Below are 13,292 nucleotides of genomic sequence, written 5' to 3'. Positions count from 1 at the left end.
GACGATCCGGAGCGGTACCACCGGACCTTTGACCGCGGGATCGGCGGCCACAAACCATCAACGCGACGGGTGCGTTCAGCTCTCTGCTTTTCGCCGCCGCGTACCGGCGCGCTGCTGGTTCCGGCGCGCCGGCTTGGTCGCCGTCTGATCCACGCGGGAGCCGGACGGCAGGCCGTATTTCGCCGACGCCGCCTCCAGCGAGGTCTCCTCATCGGGCACATGGAGGCTCGAGAGAAAGTCCGCACCGGCGCGCATCACGTGCTCGGCGGCAAGCGTGGCGGCGGCGCGCTCGTCGCCGGCGATGATGGCGCGCAGGATCGCAGCGTGCTCATCCCAGGTCCGCGCCTGGCGCACCGGATCGGTGGGCGAGAACAGCATCGCCGTGCGTTCGCGCAGCCGCTTCAGCAGATCGGCAAGCACGCGGTTGCGGCCGGCCTCCGCCAATTCATGGTGGAATTGCTGGTTGAGATCCGACAACAGGTCGTAGCGCCGCCCCGCGACCGCCTCGTTGCCCTGCTTCAACACCGCCGCGATCCGCTTGATGATGCTCTCTTCGCGGCGACGCGCAGCCAGGCGCGCATTTTGTCCCTCGAGCAGCGCGCGCACTTCGACCGTCTCGCGGGCTTCCTCATCGCTCATCGTGATGACGGAGGCGCCGCGCCGCGCGGTCACCTCGACGAGCCCCTCCGACTCCAGCACGCGGATCGCCTCGCGCACGGGATTGCGGGAAACCCCGAGCTCGTCGGCGAGGCGGCCCTCGACCAGCCGCTCGCCCGGCTTCAGCCGCCGGCTCAGGATCGCCTGCCGCAGCTCCTCGATGACCTTGCCGTGGAGGGAGAGATAGTCGTCGCCGAGACGTTTGGAGCTTCCGAGCTTGCCTGCCATGAACCGACCTGTCCGGCCGCGCCTCGCTCAATGCATGGACACCGGAGGTCCAGCGAGCTGCCAGAGTCCTGGCCGAATGACCGCTGTTGCGTATTTAGACCGCCGGCTGCATGCCATCAAGCCGCGCTCATTCGCCGTCAACAGCTACAGGTCGAGCCCCCGGCACCGCGGCTTTCGGCACCCACGACACGCTCACGCTGCCGGTGAGAAAGGTCTGGCACGCCATCCGATAGCCGGCGGCGAACTGCGCGTCGGTGAGGTGCTTTCGCTCCTTCGGCTTGATCGCATCGGTGTTCTCGATGCCTTTCTCGATCAGGCATTTGCAGGTTCCACACAGGCCGCCGCCGCACTTGAACGGAATGCCGCCCTGCTCGCGCAGCGAGACGCGCAGCAGATTGCTGTTCTCCGCCGCGGTGACGGTTTTCCCGCCGTTGGTCAGAAACGTGACTTCGATCATCCCGCCATCCGCTCAGCGCTTGCGCAGCTTGGTGTCCATGTGACCGAATGTGATGAGGTGCTCGAGTTCGTTCAGCGCCCGCTCGGGCGTCTCGAACTTTTCGAGGAATTTCGAGGGCACCTCGTTCACGATCGGCGGCGACCAGGCTTCGTCGATCACCTTGACCTTGGTCTCCTCGACCAGCTCTGCAATCACGAACGTCGCTTTCCTGATGCCGTAGAACAGGTAGTCATAGGCCGCGAGCGGCCGCAGGCCGTCAGTGATCTCGGTGCGAAACTGCCCCGGCTTGCTCGTCAGTATCACATACATCGGTCACGTCCTCCCAACCGCGGCGCCGGCCGGCGCGACGACGTCGACCAGCGGGGCTGCCTCCTGCGACAGTTCAACGTCATGCGTGAGCCAGAGCTGGCAGGCGAGGCGATATCCCTGCTCGATCCTGGCACCGAGGCGCTTCTTTTCCTTCCAGTTCGGCTCCGGCAGGTGCTCGCCGCCCTTGATGATCAGCGACGCGCACTTCCCGCACTTCCCCATCCCGCAGCCGTAAAGGAAGTTGGGATAGGGAAACTGGCGGATGCCGGCGCGGACCACCAGATTGGTGTTTTCCTTGACCTCGCCGACAAAGGTCTCGCCGTTGCGGTGAAAGATGACGTTGGGCATCGCGCCGCTGCTCCCTGCGGCTCAGGCCTGCAACAGCACGCGTTCTTCAGCGGAGACGCCGCTGGCAAGATCAAGCTCCGCCAGCGGAATGTCGCTTGCGACATAGTCGTGGTACAGCGCGGTGGTGTAGAGCAGCCGCATCTGTGCGCCGATCTCGCAGATCTTGAGACAGCGCTGCTGCAGCTCGACCGTATTGGCGTGCTCGAGCACGATCTGGTAGCCGCGCTCGCCGTGAATTTCGTCCGACACGATGTGAAGGTCGAAGAACTCGACTTCCTCATCGGTGAATTTGTACTTCTCGCGCAGGGTCGGCGTCTGCTTTCGGTAAATTGAAGGTACCTGCGACTCCAGGCCAACCACGAGGCCGGCCACCGCGACGATCGGATCCTCGCGCATCGCGACCGAATAACACCAGCTCTGCAGCCCGCGCGTCGTCGGCGTCATGTTGTCGGGATTCTTGATGCGCGCCGCGGTCGTGCCGCAGGCCTCCGCGAAGCGGATCAGCAGATCGGTGTGACGGTCGCCCCCGATCTCCTCCTCATACATATTGGCGAGCAGGAAGTCCTTGGCTTCCTGGTACTGCTCCGGCATCCGCGCATAGATGTAGCCGAGGTAGTCGGCGAACGGACCGACATAGTGGTAGTGGTTCTCGGCCCAGCGCGCGAGATGCGCGCGGCTGAGCTTGCCGCTCGCCCAGGCGACGCTGAACGGAGCCTTGTTGGCGCTCTTTCCCTTGATGGCATTTTCGAGGGCCGCTCGAAATTCCACGTGATCCATCAGCTTTTGCATCGTGGCGCTCCTGTGCCGTGAAGAAATGGCCGTCCGGCAACGACCATCGGTCCGTTTCGGTTCGGCTATTTGGGTATACTGTATACTATCTTCGCGCCTGTCAACACCGAAGGCCGGGTTCCCGGCCATCCCTCCCACCCGACACCAACCGCATTGAATCGCCGCTATTTTGTGCTTCACGTGCACAAAAATGCGGTCGCAAATGCTCCCATCCTTCTGCGACGCGCGGATTGGCAGCTCGCAATTTGCGCTTGCCAATACGGAATACAGTATACATTATTCGCCGCATTAGAGGGGGAAGCAACAACCATGCAGCACGCTCCGATCGTTGCCGCGCACTGGGTCTATTTGCTCGGCGTCGCCGTCATCGTTCTCACCATGATCTGGCGCGCGAACGTCGTGGTGCCGTCGGTGATCGCGACACTCCTGGTCGCGCTTGCCTGGACGCACAGCCCGGTCGCGGCACTCGCCAGCGTCTTCAACGCGAGCTTCACCGCCGCCAAGGAGCTCTTCAACATCTTCCTGGTGATCGCGCTGATGACGGCGCTGCTGAACGCGCTCAAGGTGCTACGCTCGGACATTCGCATGGTCGAACCGTTCCGCGCCATTATGAAGAGCGGACACACCGCCTACTTCGTGCTTGCCGCCATCACCTATGTGATCTCGCTGTTCTTCTGGCCGACGCCGGCAGTGCCGCTGGTTTCCGCGGTGCTGCTGCCCGCGGCGATTGCGGCCGGCCTGTCGCCGCTCGGCGGTGCCATTGCGATCGCGATCGCCGGGCAAGGCATGGCGCTGTCGTCGGACTACGTGATCGGCGTCGCGCCCGGGATCAGCGCCAAGGCGGCCGGCGCCGCGGTCAGCGCCGCCACCGTCGCGGACCGCGCGCTGGTGCTATCCCTCATCACGGGCGGCATCGCGTTGACGCTCGCCTATCTTTCGATCCGCAAGTCGATCACCAAGGCCGACGAGCGGCTGCTGGAGCGCTGGCAGGCGCAGTCCAGTAACGGCGAATTGGCACGGCTGGAGCAGGAAGGCAGCTTCGACAAGGCGGAGATCGCACGCGGCACCGCCGACGGCCAGCGGCCGCTCGCGACCCAGGCGCAGATCGACAAGGAACTCGCCGGGGTGCCGACCCGCCGCGAAGGCTGGTCGAAATTCTTTGCGGTTGCGACCCCGCTCGCCTTTCTCTGCGTCATCGCGGTGATGGTGCTGGCCAAGCTTGGCATCGGCCACGACCTCAAGGGCGGCGACGCTGCCGCACTGGTCGGCGGCGTCGCCGCGATCCTGATGATCTGCGCATCCTTCATCACCGACGACCTGCGCAAATTCCTCGACACCAGCGCCGACCACGTCACCGAAGGCTTCGTCTTCGCATTCAAGGCGATGGGCTCCGTGCTGCCGATCGCGGGGTTCTTCTTTCTCGGCGCCGAGCCGGGCCTGTCTGCGCCGATCCTCGGGGTGCCTGCGGCCCAGGCGCCGAGCCTCCTGTTCGAACTGATCCAGACCGCGCAAGCCTGGATCCCCGGCAACGAGATTTTCGTCGCCTTCGGCATCCTGATATCAGGCATGATCACCGGCATCGACGGCTCGGGCTTTGCCGGCTTGCCGCTGACCGGCTCACTGTCGGGCGCGCTGGCACCGTCGGTCGGAATGGAGCCCGCGACGCTCGCCGCGATCGGCCAGATGGGCGCGGTGTGGACCGGCGGCGGCACCCTGGTGGCCTGGTCGTCGCTGATCGCAGTGGCCGGCTTCGCGCGCGTCCCCGTCTTCCAGATCGTGCGGACGGCGATGATCCCCGTATTGACCGGGCTCGCGGTGTCGACCGTCTGCGCGGTACTGATCTGGCATTGAGGAGAATCCTGTGACGATAGCTGAAACGACGATACGCAACGCGCCCCCTTCCGCGGAGGGCAGCGCAGGGATCGAACAATTTCCGAACCTGATCGCCGGCGAGCGGGTCGCGAGCGCGTCCGGCCGACTATTCGTGAACATCAATCCCGCCGACACCAGCGACCTAGTCGGACGCTTCCAGGAATCGACCGCCGCCGATGCGCAAGCGGCCGTCAATGCCGCGGCCGCCGCGTTCGAGGGCTGGCGGCGGACGCCGATCACGAAACGCGCGGCCGTCCTGAACCGGGCCGCCGATCATCTCGAGGCACGCACAGATCACATTGCGCGAGAGATGACGCGGGAAATGGGCAAATCGCTCGGCCTCGCCCGCGACGAGGTGCTGCGCTCGGCCCAAACCCTGCGGTTCTATGCCGTCGAGGGACAGTCGCTCACCGGCGAGGTGTTTCCGAACGACGATGCAGATATGACGGTCTATACGTTGCGCGAGCCGCTCGGCGTCGTGTCGGTGATCACGCCCTGGAATTTTCCGATTTCCATCCCGGCGCGCAAGATCGCGCCGGCCCTCGTCACCGGCAACACGGTGGTGTTCAAGCCGTCGTCCGATGCGCCGCTGAGCGGCTATCGCCTCGCGGAGGCGCTGATTGCGGCAGGCCTGCCGAACGGCGCGCTCAACTTCATCACCGGCAAGGCCGGCGAGATCGGGCCTAGCATCACCGAGCCGCCGGTCATTCGGGCGATTTCCTTCACCGGATCGACGTCCGCCGGCGAACAGATTTGCCGCGCGGTCAGCTTCACGACCCGTACGCAGATGGAGCTCGGCGGCAAGAATCCACTGATCGTCATGGACGACGCCGACCTCGATCTGGCGGTCGATTTGACCGTCAAAGGCGGCCTGTCGCTGGCCGGCCAGGCCTGCACCGGCACCAGCCGCGTCCTGGTCATGAAGCAGGTGCGCGCCGAGTTCACCGCACGGCTGCTCGCCAAGGTGAAGGCGATCAAGATCGGCAGCGGCCTCACAAGCGGAATGGAGATGGGGCCGCTCGCCACAGCCAGGCAGCTCGAAACCGTGCTGCGCTACGTCGCGATCGGGAAAAAGGAAGCGACGCACCTCCACGGCGGCGACCGGCTCACCGGTGCCGCCTATGACGGCGGCTACTTCGTCTCACCCGCGATCTTCACCGATGTGACCCAGGACATGACGATCGCACGCGAGGAAATCTTCGGCCCGGTCATCGCGATCATCGAGGTCGACAGCTATACTGACGCGATCGCCAAGGCCAATGCCAGCGAGTACGGCCTGTCGGCCGCGATCGTGACGCGCGACCCGCGCGCGATGCACGATTTCGCCAATGACATCCAGTCCGGAACGGTGAAGATCAACCGCACCACCACGGGCAATTTGATCAACGCGCCGTTCGGCGGATTGAAACGGTCGAGCACCTCGACCTTCCGCGAGTCCGGCCGCACCGGCCTCGAATTCTACACCCAGATCAAGACGGTCTACCGCGGCACCTGAGCCGCGGTCGACCGCCCACTCCAATCCTGGACCAGAGCGATGAGACAGTCTTTCAAACTCGAACTTGCCGAAGCCCGCCACATGATCGCGGCCGCGATCCGCAAATCCGCCGAGATCGGCGTTGCGGAGACGGTCTGCGTGACCGACGACGGCGGCTATCCGCTGGCGCTGGAGCGGATGGATGGCGCGCGGATCACCGGTCCCCAGATTGCCTGGAACAAGGCGTTCACGGCGGCCGGGCACAAGCGCTCCACCCATCTGTTCAACCAGCCACCGAACGGACCTGCCCTGCCCGGCAACGAGGCCTTCGGCATTCAGTGGAGTTTTGACGGAAAATTCGCCGTGTTCGTCGGCGGCTTTCCGATCGTAGTCGACGACGCGGTTGTCGGCGGCATCGGGTTGAGCGGCGGCAATGGCGAGCAGGATACCCAATGCGGCGTCGCAGCCCTGCAGGCCTTGCAGGAGTTGCTGCGCGGCCATCGTGTGCTGGTCGCAGCCGACATCAAGAAGTGACTGGTGTCGCCGGGAACGGCTGATGTCTCGCACCGAGACCTTCGAGCAGTTGCCCGACGAGCATATTGAGCTCGTCGGCGCTGCCGGCGGCTCCGAAGACGTAACGGTCGGGCCGCACGATGACCGCGGTGGCGCCATGTTGCCGCATCCAGTCGGCGAACAGCCCGTCGCGCTCGACCACGTTCAGAATGCCGTTGGCATCGCCGCCTTCACCTGACGTGGCGATGACGACACGTTCGCCGTCGAGATGCTGCCAGGCGGCACAAGACGCGTCCGACAGCCACGCCATCGGCTCCGCGGCCGCCGTCGCGATCGCGAACTCCGGCCTCAGCAAATCGTCGAGCCGGCACGTCCGTCCATCCGGCGCACGCACATGCGGCTGCACGAACAGCCGCCCGGCCAGAACGGCATCGCGCGCGATCAGACCGGAGACGAGATCCGGGATGAATTTCTGCCTGATGGTTTCGGCCTTGCCGGCCTTCAGGTCGGCGCGCAGCCGCACGTCACGTTCGGCGGCCGCTACAGGATCGAGTTCGCCGATGATCTTGCCGAACTCCTTGGCGCTGGCCACGACGGCGCGGACATGCGGCTTGCGCTCGATCTCGTAAGCGTCGAGCAGCGCCTCGTGGGCGTCGCCACGGAGAACCAGCCTCAGCTTCCAGGCCAGGTTAACGGCATCGCGGATGCCGGCGCACAGCCCCTGGCCGAGGAACGGCGGCGTCTGGTGCACGGCATCGCCCATCAGGAGCACGCGGCGGTCGCGCCAGCGCTGCCCAAGCAGCGCGTGGAAGCGATAGACCGCCGAGCGCCAGATCGTGAGGTCGGAAATGTCGGTGAAGCCCTTCAGCAGCGTCACGACGTTGTCGGGTGCGCCGAACGCCTCGGGATCCTCGCCCGGCAGCAGCTTGATCTCCCAGCGCCGCAGATTGCGCGGCCCCGGCACGAAGGTGCCGGGACGCGACGGCCAGCAATACTGAAAACTCCTGGCCGGCCGCTTGGCGGGATCGCTGGTCAGCGTGTCCACCACCATCCACCATTCGTCGAAGGCGAGGTCGTCGAGACCAATGCCGAGCTGCTTGCGCACGAAGCTGTTGGCGCCGTCGCAGCCGACCAGATAACGCGCGCGGATCAGGAACTCCTCGCCTCCCTCGCGCTGCGCGGTCAACGTCACCACGCGCTCGTCCTGCTCCAGCGCCACGGCGGCGGTTGCGTGGAAAACGTCAGCCTGCGGATAGCCGGCAAGCTTCTCGCGCAGCGCCTGCTCGACATCCGGCTGCACGAACGTCACGTTCGGAATCCAGCCGAGCGGATATGGCGGCGGCATCGGGTCGAAGATCTTGATGATCTCGCCGTCGACCCCGAGATAATGCGAGCCGTTATGCGGGGCGATCGCCTGCTCCATGAAATCGCCGAGCCCGATCGCCTGCAGCACGCGCAGCGCCTCGTGATCGAGCGTGATCGCGCGCGGCTTGTCGTAGATGTCGGCAGTGCGTTCGACGACCGCGACGCTCAGGCCGGCTTTCGCGAGCAGATTGGCGAAGATGGCGCCGACCGGCCCGAGGCCGACGATGGCCGCGTCATACAAGGGATCATGCCCGGGGTTCGCGAGAGACATCGACATGCTATTTCGCGAGGTAACTCTCGAGCGTCAACGGCTTCGGCTTCACCTGCGGCTCGCGGATCGCGACACTTTCGAACGGCGTCGCCTCCTCGAACCAAGCCTGTCGCGCCGGCAGCCCCCATGGAAACGAGATCTTGGTGTCTGACGGATCCCAGCCGATCGGCTCGTTCTCGATGTCCATGATCTGGTAGTGCGTGTTGAACAGCTCGACGCGGTGCCCGTCGGGATCGCGCATGTAGACATACATCGCGTGCCCCGGCCCGTGCCGCCCGGGTCCGCGTTCGACCGCCGCGCCATGGCCGAGCTCGCCGGCGAGATCGCAGGCGTTCAGCAGGTGATGGACCTCGGGCGCGAGGAACGCGAAATGATGCAGCCGCGGCCCCGCACCGTTGAAGAACACGATGTCGTGCGGATTGCCCTTGCGCTGCAGGAACACGCCGCGCAGATCGAACGTGCCGGCAGGCGCGATATACTCGCTGAGCCGAAAGCCGGCCGCGGTATAGAACTCGCACGCCTTGCGCACCTCCGGCGTCAGCACCTGGTAATGATCGAGCCGTAGCGCCGAGCCGCCGGCATGGCGGGTGAATTTGGTGATCATGCGCGGCTCGACCGGCATGGTCGCGCAGAACTCCAGCGGCGTGCCGGCCGGATCGGTCGCCTGCAGCGTGCGGCCCTGGTGCGGCACCTCGGCCCAGGCGGTCTCGCAGCCATGCGCTTCGAAGAAGGCCTTGAGCCGGTCGAGGTCATCATCCCTAAACACCCGCAGGCCGAGCCGCGCGCAGACGGCGCGTTCGCCCTTGTGCAACACAAGGCTGTGATGACAGGCCTCCTCGACGCCGCGGAAATAGAGCGCATCGCCCTCCTCCGCGGTCAGGATCAGCCCGATCACATTTTCGTAGAACTGCCGGCTTGCCGCGAGATCACAGACGGTCAGGACGACGTGGCTGGCCCGCGTGATCCGAAACCCGGGATCGTGGTTCGTGGTCGGGAACCTCATGCGCACCTTCTGGTTTTGCCGGTCGCGGGAACCCAACTCATTGCGAAAAACCGGCAAGCGATCAAGCCGCGTGGGATTGGGCAATCTCTGCCGATCCGTGACGTCACATCACGCATTTGTATCGATTTGTTAGCAATGCCTCCCGGTGAAACCGAAGCGGGCGCCCGCGGTGGCACGGTCCGTTCCAATAGTTCATAGTTTGTCAAAGGTTTGCAGAGAATTCTTCGGCACCGCGATGGCCAGACCATGCAGGCAACGTAGTGAGATGCGTATCGATCTCAGATCATATTTCGCGGCCTTGTTCGCGGGTGACCTCGCGGCCTTCGGCGCACCACCGACGGATGAAGCGCTCGCCGGCCACATCCGCGCCGAGCAGGTTTCGCTCGTGCTCGGCTATTCCTTCGGCATCATGCTGGCCAACGCCTGCAACGCGCTGGTGCTCGCGGCTGCGCTGTGGCAATCGCCGGATTGGGCCTTCGCGCTGGTGTGGGCCGCTGCGGTGAGCAGCGCGGCGCTGTTCTTCGGCATGCAGGTGCGCGCATCGCGCCGCATCGCCAAGCCGCAATTCGTGTCGCGCCGGACCATGTACCGGCTGGTGCGCAATGCGCTGGCGCTGGGCGCGGCCTGGGGCGTCGTCCCCGTCGCCTTCTTCGCGAACGCATCGAGCGGCGCCCAATTGGTGATCACCTGTCTTTGCGCCGGCATGCTGGCCGGCGGCGCCTTCGCCTTCTCCACGATCCCGATCGCCGCGATTGCCTTCACCGGGCCGATCTTCGTCGGCACCGCGATCTGCCTCGGCAGGGACGGCGACTTCATTTATCTGCTGATGGTCGTGCTCGTCCTGGTCTACGGCTCCGTGCTGCTGCGCGGCGTGTTCGTCAATGCGTTCGAGTTCAGGCGCCGCATCATCGCCCAGCACGAAGCCGAACGGACGGTGCGGCAGGATCCGCTGACGCATCTGCCGAACCGCGTCGCCTTCAACGAGGCGCTCAATGGCGCGCTGAGCCGGCTGGAGCGCTCGGGCGAGGAATTCGCGGTGCTGCTGCTCGATCTCGATCGCTTCAAGGAGATCAACGACAGGTTCGGCCATCCGGCGGGCGACGAGCTCCTGGTGCAGCTTGCGGCCCGGTTGCAGCGCTGCACGCGCGCGGCCGAACATGTCGCGCGGATCGGCGGCGACGAGTTCGCGCTGATCATGTCCAATTTGACGCGGCCCGAGGACGCGCTCGCGATCGCCGAGCGGTTCGTCGCGGCCTTCGCCGATCCGTTCCCGATCGACGGGTTCGAGATCACCAGCGCGATCAGCATCGGCATCGTGCTCGCGCCCCGGGACGGCAACACCTCCCACGATCTGCTCAAGCATGTCGACATCGCGCTCTACCGGGCGAAGAAATCCGGCCCCGGCACCATCTGCTTCTTCGAGGCCAACGACGACCAGTCGGCGCGCGACCGCCGCGCCCTGCAGCGCGACCTCGAACAGGCCATCGAGGCCGACCAGCTTTTTCTCGTCTACCAGCCGTTCCTCGACATCCGCGAAGGCCGCGTCACCGGCTTCGAGGCGCTGTTGCGCTGGCAGCATCCGACACGGGGTCTGATTCCGCCGAGCGTCTTCATTCCGATCGCCGAGGAGAGCGGACTGATCCACCAGCTCGGCGAGTGGGTGATCCGCCGCGCCTGCGCGATGCTGTCCCGCTGGCCTGATGACATCAGGATCGCGGTGAATTTCTCCGCGGTCCAGTTCCAGAACGTCGGCATCCTGCAGACCATCGTCGAGGCGCTTGCCGAGGCGAATGTCGCGCCGAACCGGCTGGAGATCGAGATCACCGAATCGATGCTGATCTCGAAATATGGATCGGCGCCGGTGATCCTGAACGGGCTGCTCGAGCTCGGCCTGACGGTCGCGCTCGACGATTTCGGCACCGGCTTCTCATCGCTCACCTATCTGCGCAAGCTGCCGTTCAGCCGCATCAAGATCGATCAATCCTTCATCCGGGACATGCTGACCCAGCCGGATTGCGCTGCGATCGTCAAATCGGTGATCGGCCTCGCGCAGGACCTGCAGATCGGCGTCGTGGCCGAAGGCGTCGAGACCGCCGATCAGCTCGAATATCTGCGCCAGACCAGCTGCGACGAGGTGCAGGGCTATTTGATCGGCCGGCCGATGTCGGGCAGCGATATCTCCGCGCTGCTCGATCACAATCCGCAGCACTCGGAGCACGCGGCGTAACGCCGATCGGGCGCCGCGCACCGGTCCGGCACATCAGAGCGCGTCGGCGCGATGCAGGGTGTCCACCGTGATGGTGCCGCGGGCACGCGAGACGCACGCGCAGATCTTGCGGCTCTCCTGCTTCTGGTGGTCGCTGAAGAAGACGTCGCGATGGTCGATTGCGCCGTCGACATCGACCACGTCAATCGCACAGACGCCGCATTCGCCGCGCCGGCAGTCACTTATCACCTCATGGCCGGCTTCGTTGAGCACGTCCAGCATCGAGCGGTCGCGCGGGATCACGAACTCGGTCCCCTCACCCCTGAGGCGCACGCGGAACGCCTCGGTCGGCAACAGCCCGCTCGATCCAAAGGTCTCGTAACGCAGATCGGTCAGCGGGCGGCCGGACGCCTCCCACGCACGCCGCGCCGCATCCAGCATCCGCATCGGGCCGCAAAACAACGTCATCGTATCCTGCGGCAAGCCTGCGAAGACGCCGTCGAGGTTCAGCCGTCTGCCCTCGTCGCCGGCATGGACGATGAGGCGGTCGCCAAGCAGACGCTCGAGCGTATCGAGATAGGCCGCGTCGCCGCGCGTGCGCACGGCATAGTGCAAGGTCACGTCGGCATCGCGGCGGACCAGCACCTCGGCCGCACCGACGACCGGCGTGATGCCGACGCCACCCGCGATCAGGCAGAAATGCCGCCGCGTCCAGTCGAGTTGCACCAGCGAGGTCGGCAGCGTGATGGAGAGCCGCGCCCCCGGCGCGAGCGACCACATGTAGCGCGAGCCGCCGCGGGAATCCGGCGCGTGCCGCACCGCGATCCGGAAGCCTTGCGGATCGACTTCGCCGACCAGCGAATAGGACCGGGTCTGCGGCTGGCCGTCGATGGTGACGCCGACATCGATGTGGCTGCCGACGGGATAGGGCGCACCGGTGAAATTGTCCGGCCGCAGCAGGAATTCGCGGATGCCGGGCGTGAGATCGCGCGTCGCCAGCAGCGTGGCCGACGTCCAGGTTTCAATGAATCGCATCGCGCGCTCCGTTCAGCCGGCCGTGACCAGCGCCAGCGCCGGCAGCAGATCGAGGTGGGTGCGGTTACGCAGCGCCAGCCGCAGATTGCGTGCCGCAAGCCGGGCATGCTCGCGCATGATCGCTTCGGCCCGCGCGCCCTCGCGGTTCTCGATGGCGTCGACCACGACGCGATGGTGGTCCTGCGCGATCAGCAGGATCTGGCGCGCCTCGGGCAACGCCGATTGCGCCATCACGAAGCCGCTCGGCGAGGCGAACGGCAGCGCCGAGGCGCGGTCGATCTGCCGGATCAGCGGCGGACTGCGCGACAGCTCGGTGAGCAGCGCGTGGAAGCGCGCATTGAGCGCGACATAGGACGAAAATACTTCGACCGAGATCGGGTCCTGCCGCACCAGGCCGTCGATCTCGTTGAGGCATTCCTTCAGCGGCTCGAGATCGCGCGACGAGACGCCGCGCTCGGCGGCAAAGCGCGCGGCAAGCCCCTCCAGCGTGCCGCGCAGCTCGATCGAATCGAGGATGTCGCGCTCGGAAAATGCCTTGACCATGAACCCGCCGGACGGGATCGCCTCCAGCAGGCCCTCCTCCTCCAGCCGGACCAGCGCCATCCGCACCGGCGTGCGCGACACCCCGGTGATCTCGACCGCCTGCAGCTCCGAGATGCGCTCGCCTGGCCGCAGGCGGCCCGAGAGAACCAGGTCACGCAGCGCGAGCTGCGCCCGCACGGTGTGCGATACTGAGCGATCGGCTTCGCGTTCCGCCATGGCCCG

The 13,292-nt window shown here is 65.8% G+C and carries 13 protein-coding genes; 4 read left to right on the top strand and 9 right to left on the bottom strand.

What is annotated here, in order from left to right; translation table 11 throughout:
• Positions 1–75 precede the first annotated feature (75 nt).
• The 5 genes from JQ573_RS25335 to JQ573_RS25315 all read right to left on the bottom strand — a co-directional run bounded on the left by JQ573_RS25335 (position 76) and on the right by JQ573_RS25315 (position 2,788).
• Positions 76–885, bottom strand: a complete 810-nt coding sequence (locus JQ573_RS25335) for a GntR family transcriptional regulator (protein ID WP_212315672.1) — start codon at positions 883–885, stop codon at positions 76–78.
• 127 nt (positions 886–1,012) lie between these two features.
• Positions 1,013–1,342, bottom strand: coding sequence for a 2Fe-2S iron-sulfur cluster-binding protein (locus tag JQ573_RS25330; RefSeq protein WP_212315673.1), 330 nt, complete (start codon positions 1,340–1,342; stop codon positions 1,013–1,015).
• Between the two features lie 12 nt (positions 1,343–1,354).
• Entirely contained in the window at positions 1,355–1,651 is a 297-nt protein-coding gene (locus JQ573_RS25325; RefSeq protein WP_212315674.1) for a ferredoxin, read from the bottom strand.
• Positions 1,652–1,654: 3 nt separating this feature from the next.
• The gene (locus tag JQ573_RS25320; protein ID WP_092124472.1) at positions 1,655–1,999 is read right to left on the bottom strand and encodes a 2Fe-2S iron-sulfur cluster-binding protein; all 345 of its coding nucleotides are present in this window, start codon (positions 1,997–1,999) and stop codon (positions 1,655–1,657) included.
• A gap of 21 nt (positions 2,000–2,020) precedes the next feature.
• The gene (locus tag JQ573_RS25315) at positions 2,021–2,788 is read right to left on the bottom strand and encodes a TenA family transcriptional regulator (RefSeq protein ID WP_212315675.1); all 768 of its coding nucleotides are present in this window, start codon (positions 2,786–2,788) and stop codon (positions 2,021–2,023) included.
• Positions 2,789–3,097: 309 nt separating this feature from the next.
• Here JQ573_RS25315 and JQ573_RS25310 point away from each other — a divergent pair, with 309 nt between their 5' ends.
• Genes JQ573_RS25310 through JQ573_RS25300 form a run of 3 tightly spaced genes read left to right on the top strand, consistent with a single transcriptional unit; the run spans position 3,098 to position 6,668 of the window.
• Positions 3,098–4,639, top strand: a complete 1,542-nt coding sequence (locus JQ573_RS25310; RefSeq protein ID WP_212315676.1) for a hypothetical protein — start codon at positions 3,098–3,100, stop codon at positions 4,637–4,639.
• Between the two features lie 10 nt (positions 4,640–4,649).
• Positions 4,650–6,155, top strand: coding sequence for an aldehyde dehydrogenase family protein (locus tag JQ573_RS25305; protein WP_212315678.1), 1,506 nt, complete (start codon positions 4,650–4,652; stop codon positions 6,153–6,155).
• A 39-nt stretch (positions 6,156–6,194) separates the two neighbouring features.
• The gene (locus tag JQ573_RS25300) at positions 6,195–6,668 is read left to right on the top strand and encodes a heme-binding protein (protein ID WP_212315680.1); all 474 of its coding nucleotides are present in this window, start codon (positions 6,195–6,197) and stop codon (positions 6,666–6,668) included.
• Here the strand turns inward: JQ573_RS25300 and JQ573_RS25295 are convergent.
• Positions 6,658–8,289, bottom strand: coding sequence for a bifunctional 3-(3-hydroxy-phenyl)propionate/3-hydroxycinnamic acid hydroxylase (locus JQ573_RS25295; protein WP_212315681.1), 1,632 nt, complete (start codon positions 8,287–8,289; stop codon positions 6,658–6,660). The genes JQ573_RS25300 and JQ573_RS25295 overlap by 11 nt on opposite strands.
• Before the next feature lies 1 nt (position 8,290).
• Positions 8,291–9,286: a VOC family protein gene (locus tag JQ573_RS25290; RefSeq protein ID WP_249132255.1), complete on the bottom strand. Its 996-nt coding sequence runs from the start codon at positions 9,284–9,286 to the stop codon at positions 8,291–8,293.
• Between the two features lie 265 nt (positions 9,287–9,551).
• On the opposite strand from JQ573_RS25290, the gene JQ573_RS25285 reads away from it, so the two are divergent.
• A complete protein-coding gene (locus tag JQ573_RS25285; RefSeq protein ID WP_212315682.1) occupies positions 9,552–11,513 on the top strand; it encodes a bifunctional diguanylate cyclase/phosphodiesterase in 1,962 nt (653 codons plus the stop codon).
• A gap of 33 nt (positions 11,514–11,546) precedes the next feature.
• On the opposite strand, the gene JQ573_RS25280 is transcribed toward JQ573_RS25285, so the two are convergent.
• Together JQ573_RS25280 and JQ573_RS25275 are read right to left on the bottom strand one after the other, a co-directional pair.
• Positions 11,547–12,527, bottom strand: a complete 981-nt coding sequence (locus JQ573_RS25280; RefSeq protein ID WP_212315683.1) for a PDR/VanB family oxidoreductase — start codon at positions 12,525–12,527, stop codon at positions 11,547–11,549.
• Between the two features lie 12 nt (positions 12,528–12,539).
• The gene (locus tag JQ573_RS25275; protein ID WP_212315684.1) at positions 12,540–13,286 is read right to left on the bottom strand and encodes a GntR family transcriptional regulator; all 747 of its coding nucleotides are present in this window, start codon (positions 13,284–13,286) and stop codon (positions 12,540–12,542) included.
• Positions 13,287–13,292: the final 6 nt, after the last annotated feature.

Origin of the sequence: Bradyrhizobium sp. AUGA SZCCT0105, assembly GCF_018129565.1 — a bacterium.
Classification (GTDB): Bacteria; Pseudomonadota; Alphaproteobacteria; order Rhizobiales; family Xanthobacteraceae; genus Bradyrhizobium.
Note: the sequence above shows the minus strand (reverse complement) of the source record. Positions and strands in the feature narration are given on the sequence as shown.

Excerpts from the sequence above, each read along its gene's own strand:
- JQ573_RS25335 (WP_212315672.1), bottom strand. The coding sequence starts at position 885 with ATGGCAGGCAAGCTCGGAAGCTCCAAACGTCTCGGCGACGACTATCTC.
- JQ573_RS25330 (WP_212315673.1), bottom strand. The coding sequence starts at position 1,342 with ATGATCGAAGTCACGTTTCTGACCAACGGCGGGAAAACCGTCACCGCG.
- JQ573_RS25325 (WP_212315674.1), bottom strand. The coding sequence starts at position 1,651 with ATGTATGTGATACTGACGAGCAAGCCGGGGCAGTTTCGCACCGAGATC.
- JQ573_RS25320 (WP_092124472.1), bottom strand. The coding sequence starts at position 1,999 with ATGCCCAACGTCATCTTTCACCGCAACGGCGAGACCTTTGTCGGCGAG.
- JQ573_RS25315 (WP_212315675.1), bottom strand. The coding sequence starts at position 2,788 with ATGCAAAAGCTGATGGATCACGTGGAATTTCGAGCGGCCCTCGAAAAT.
- JQ573_RS25310 (WP_212315676.1), top strand. The coding sequence starts at position 3,098 with ATGCAGCACGCTCCGATCGTTGCCGCGCACTGGGTCTATTTGCTCGGC.
- JQ573_RS25300 (WP_212315680.1), top strand. The coding sequence starts at position 6,195 with ATGAGACAGTCTTTCAAACTCGAACTTGCCGAAGCCCGCCACATGATC.
- JQ573_RS25295 (WP_212315681.1), bottom strand. The coding sequence starts at position 8,289 with ATGTCGATGTCTCTCGCGAACCCCGGGCATGATCCCTTGTATGACGCG.
- JQ573_RS25290 (WP_249132255.1), bottom strand. The coding sequence starts at position 9,286 with ATGAGGTTCCCGACCACGAACCACGATCCCGGGTTTCGGATCACGCGG.
- JQ573_RS25285 (WP_212315682.1), top strand. The coding sequence starts at position 9,552 with ATGCGTATCGATCTCAGATCATATTTCGCGGCCTTGTTCGCGGGTGAC.
- JQ573_RS25280 (WP_212315683.1), bottom strand. The coding sequence starts at position 12,527 with ATGCGATTCATTGAAACCTGGACGTCGGCCACGCTGCTGGCGACGCGC.
- JQ573_RS25275 (WP_212315684.1), bottom strand. The coding sequence starts at position 13,286 with ATGGCGGAACGCGAAGCCGATCGCTCAGTATCGCACACCGTGCGGGCG.